This window comes from Humibacter sp., assembly GCF_035547335.1.
In the GTDB taxonomy this organism is placed as follows: Bacteria; Actinomycetota; Actinomycetes; order Actinomycetales; family Microbacteriaceae; genus Humibacter.
This window is the reverse complement of the sequence record NZ_DASZVF010000058.1, coordinates 1-2,832: the sequence shown is the minus strand read 5'-3', so window position 1 is coordinate 2,832 and position 2,832 is coordinate 1. Positions and strand designations below refer to the sequence as shown.

The 2,832-nt window shown below is 68.3% G+C and carries 5 protein-coding genes; 3 read left to right on the top strand and 2 right to left on the bottom strand.

The window, feature by feature from the left end:
* A partial coding sequence (locus tag VHB92_RS12810) for a WhiB family transcriptional regulator (RefSeq protein ID WP_325454148.1) occupies positions 1–130 on the top strand: 130 nt, incomplete at its 5' end.
* Positions 131–156: 26 nt separating this feature from the next.
* Positions 157–354, top strand: a complete 198-nt coding sequence (locus VHB92_RS12805) for a hypothetical protein (protein ID WP_325454147.1) — start codon at positions 157–159, stop codon at positions 352–354.
* Positions 355–551: 197 nt separating this feature from the next.
* On the opposite strand, the gene VHB92_RS12800 is transcribed toward VHB92_RS12805, so the two are convergent.
* Entirely contained in the window at positions 552–788 is a 237-nt protein-coding gene (locus tag VHB92_RS12800; RefSeq protein WP_325454146.1) for a hypothetical protein, read from the bottom strand.
* Between the two features lie 86 nt (positions 789–874).
* Here VHB92_RS12800 and VHB92_RS12795 point away from each other — a divergent pair, with 86 nt between their 5' ends.
* The gene (locus VHB92_RS12795; RefSeq protein WP_325454145.1) at positions 875–1,663 is read left to right on the top strand and encodes a hypothetical protein; all 789 of its coding nucleotides are present in this window, start codon (positions 875–877) and stop codon (positions 1,661–1,663) included.
* A gap of 165 nt (positions 1,664–1,828) precedes the next feature.
* Here the strand turns inward: VHB92_RS12795 and VHB92_RS12790 are convergent, their stop codons facing one another.
* A complete protein-coding gene (locus VHB92_RS12790) occupies positions 1,829–2,557 on the bottom strand; it encodes a hypothetical protein (protein ID WP_325454144.1) in 729 nt (242 codons plus the stop codon).
* Positions 2,558–2,832: the final 275 nt, after the last annotated feature.

Below are 2,832 nucleotides of genomic sequence, written 5' to 3'. Positions count from 1 at the left end.
GGTGGCGACGGACTGCCTCCAGTGGGCGATGGAGACCGGCCAGGACGCCGGCATCTGGGGCGGCCTGACCGAGGACGAGCGCCGCGCGCTGAAGCGCCGCGGAGCCCGTCAGCGCGCCCGCCTCGCCTGATCCACCTCCTCAGGCACCATTCCCTCGTGGGACAGCTCGACGGCGAGACCTGGGTCTCGCCGGTCACGGCCGGCTCCGAGGCCGATCCGCACCGCCTCGAGGTGTGGCGGTTCCGGATACTCGTCGCGCTCGTCGTGCTCGCCGCCACGGCCGGCGCCATCTACCTCGCCCTGTCCCTGACCGGCACCATCGCCGGCGGCGACAGCGGCGGCGGGGTCGGCTAACGCTGCAGACCTGACGCGTCGGGCCAATCCGGCACGGCGGCATCGGCCGAGCGCGGCCGCGTGCGATCGGCATCTATGTGCCGGGTGGCGCGCCGGCACCGACGAGCGCGAACGCACATCGACCTCGGTGCCGAGAGCTCGCGATCGGCACCTACACGTTCGGTGCCGAGAGCTCGCGAACGGCACATACTTCGCGCCTACATCGGGCGGAGATGCCTGACCGGTCTGTCCTGGTCCGAGAGCTTGGGGCTGAAGTACACGACCGCCGAGGGACAAGAGCCGTACTCGTTCACCTCGTCGCGGTGAACGAACACGTGGTCGACCTCTTCATCCTCGCCGACGGCACGCTCGATCTCGTCCGCAACCCGACGGAGCAGGGCGGGAACGTCGTCCTGGTCCGGGCCGTGGGGCTGGTTGAGGTAGAAGGCCTTCACGGCGGAGAGTCTCCCCGAGGCATATCGTCCCTGGACGATGCCAAGCCAGAACGGCAGATCTAGCGCGGTCAGAGCAGACTTTGTTCGTGTTCCGCCGTCGCCGCCATAGCGATCGGGTCGAGAGGCTGGCGGCCGAGCATGGGCTCGTACTCGACCCGGAAGGGCAGCGCCGGTTCGACGAGAACGCCGCGCGTCTGAACGAGCTCGAGCGGTGGTACGGAGGACGTGTCCCTGTGCCAGCGGCCCGCGCGAAGGCGCTGGCCGACGAGATCGTCCGCGCAGCGCATCCGGACCTCACCGCGAACAAGCGGGGCCTCTGGGTGCGCCCGCTCGGGGAAGGCTGGTTCTCGGTCCTCGGACTGCGCACCCTCCGGACGTCCTATACCTGGGAGTGGGGCGTCTCCGTGCCCTGGGTGCCGACCTCGACCCGCGAGCCCTTCGGGTTCGTGCGCACGGCCGCATCGGCAGACTTCGCGCTACGCGAGCGATCGATCGACCTAGCCCGGCCTGACTCCGCTCACGACGCCTACAGCAACTGGATCCTTGGCTCCTTCGGCGAGACGGCATTCATCGAGACAGCCACGAAGATGTGGCACGCCGCCGCCGCGCCGGCAGCAGCCTTCTGGTCGGAGAGCGCAGCGCCGGAGGGCATCCTTGCGATCGCGGGTCGGCAATCAGCCGAGCGCAGCATCAACGCGCCCCGCCCAGGCCTCGTCGAGGTCTGCGCCCTCATCGCACTCGGTTCGATTGACCAGGCGCGCTCCGCACTGGAAAGCAATCCCGGCCTCATCCCTGCTCATTACGGGCTCGGCTTCACACCGGACCGCCTGGTCGAGGAAGTCTCGCGGCGCGCCAACAGACCTCCCCTTACCTAAAGCCTCCGCCACCGCGCGGAACCGACGGTGGGGCACAGAGTGGTCGTCCGGCCGGAGCCGAGAGCTCGCGATCGGCACATACACACTCGGTGCCGAGAGCTCGCGAACGGCACGTCCCGGACAGGTTGTCGGGCCAGTTCCGCGTTGTCGGACGGGCTCGTTGGACTACTTCCGCCGCGGTCCGGGCCATCGCCGGCGGCGGCTCGGCCGCGCTTGGGACGCGATCAGGGCCCGGATCACATCGAAGGTTGCGATCGGATGGCGTTCGTTTCCGGGCAGGACGAGCCCGAGGCACTTCAGGACGACTTGCCCTTCACCGTTGCGCTTGAAGATGGCGACGGGGCCGCCCACCAATCCTGCAGGCACTGCGGTAGGGATCTCCCAGCCAGCGGCGTTGCGAACCAAGGGCGCCTCGAACACGATCTCCTCGCGACCTGCTTGTTCGCCCGCGAACCCGAATACCAGGCAGGAGACCGCGTCCAGGGCGTCGAGCTCGTCGGCTCGAATCGCGATGCCGTCCGTGACCTCCGTCATGTCCCACGCCCAGCCCTTGCTCGCCGCGTGCTCTTCGAGGTGAGCGAAATAGCCGATGGCGACGCCTCCATCGCCAACGCGCCACATGCCGTCGAGACCATGGAGCACGATCTCGCGCGAGGCCACTCCCGGAGGTGAGGTCCGGTAGGGCGGCACCTCGACGGTGAGGAACTGCTGGTTCTCGATCAGCAGCCGACACGTGACGAGGAAGGTCCGCACGGTCTCCTGCTGTGGCGCACGCGTGAGGAGTTCGTTGAAGAGAAATGCCGTGCCTCTTATGCCGCCAACCTGAGCGATCGGAATCGTCGTAGGGCCGATCCGCTCGAGAGCGCCCCGCATGAGCGCGTCACTCACTGCCACACGTGCATCCTCCGCGACCTGGACCGTCGCCGCTGCACGTTGCGACATCTGAGCCGCCGGGGCTAGCGGAACCAATCTGTAGCGCCGGTTCGCGTACGGGTATTGGGTCGGTTGCCGGCAGCGGATGGAATCGTTCGACGGTGTGAAGAAATCCACCCGACGCACCCGGCGCCATGGTCTCTACGTCGCGCATGGCGAGATGAGCCCGCGGTGTGTTCGTGGGTTTGGGATGGTGCGGCGGACGGTGCGGACGGGTCAGTCGCGTAGGGGTGGGT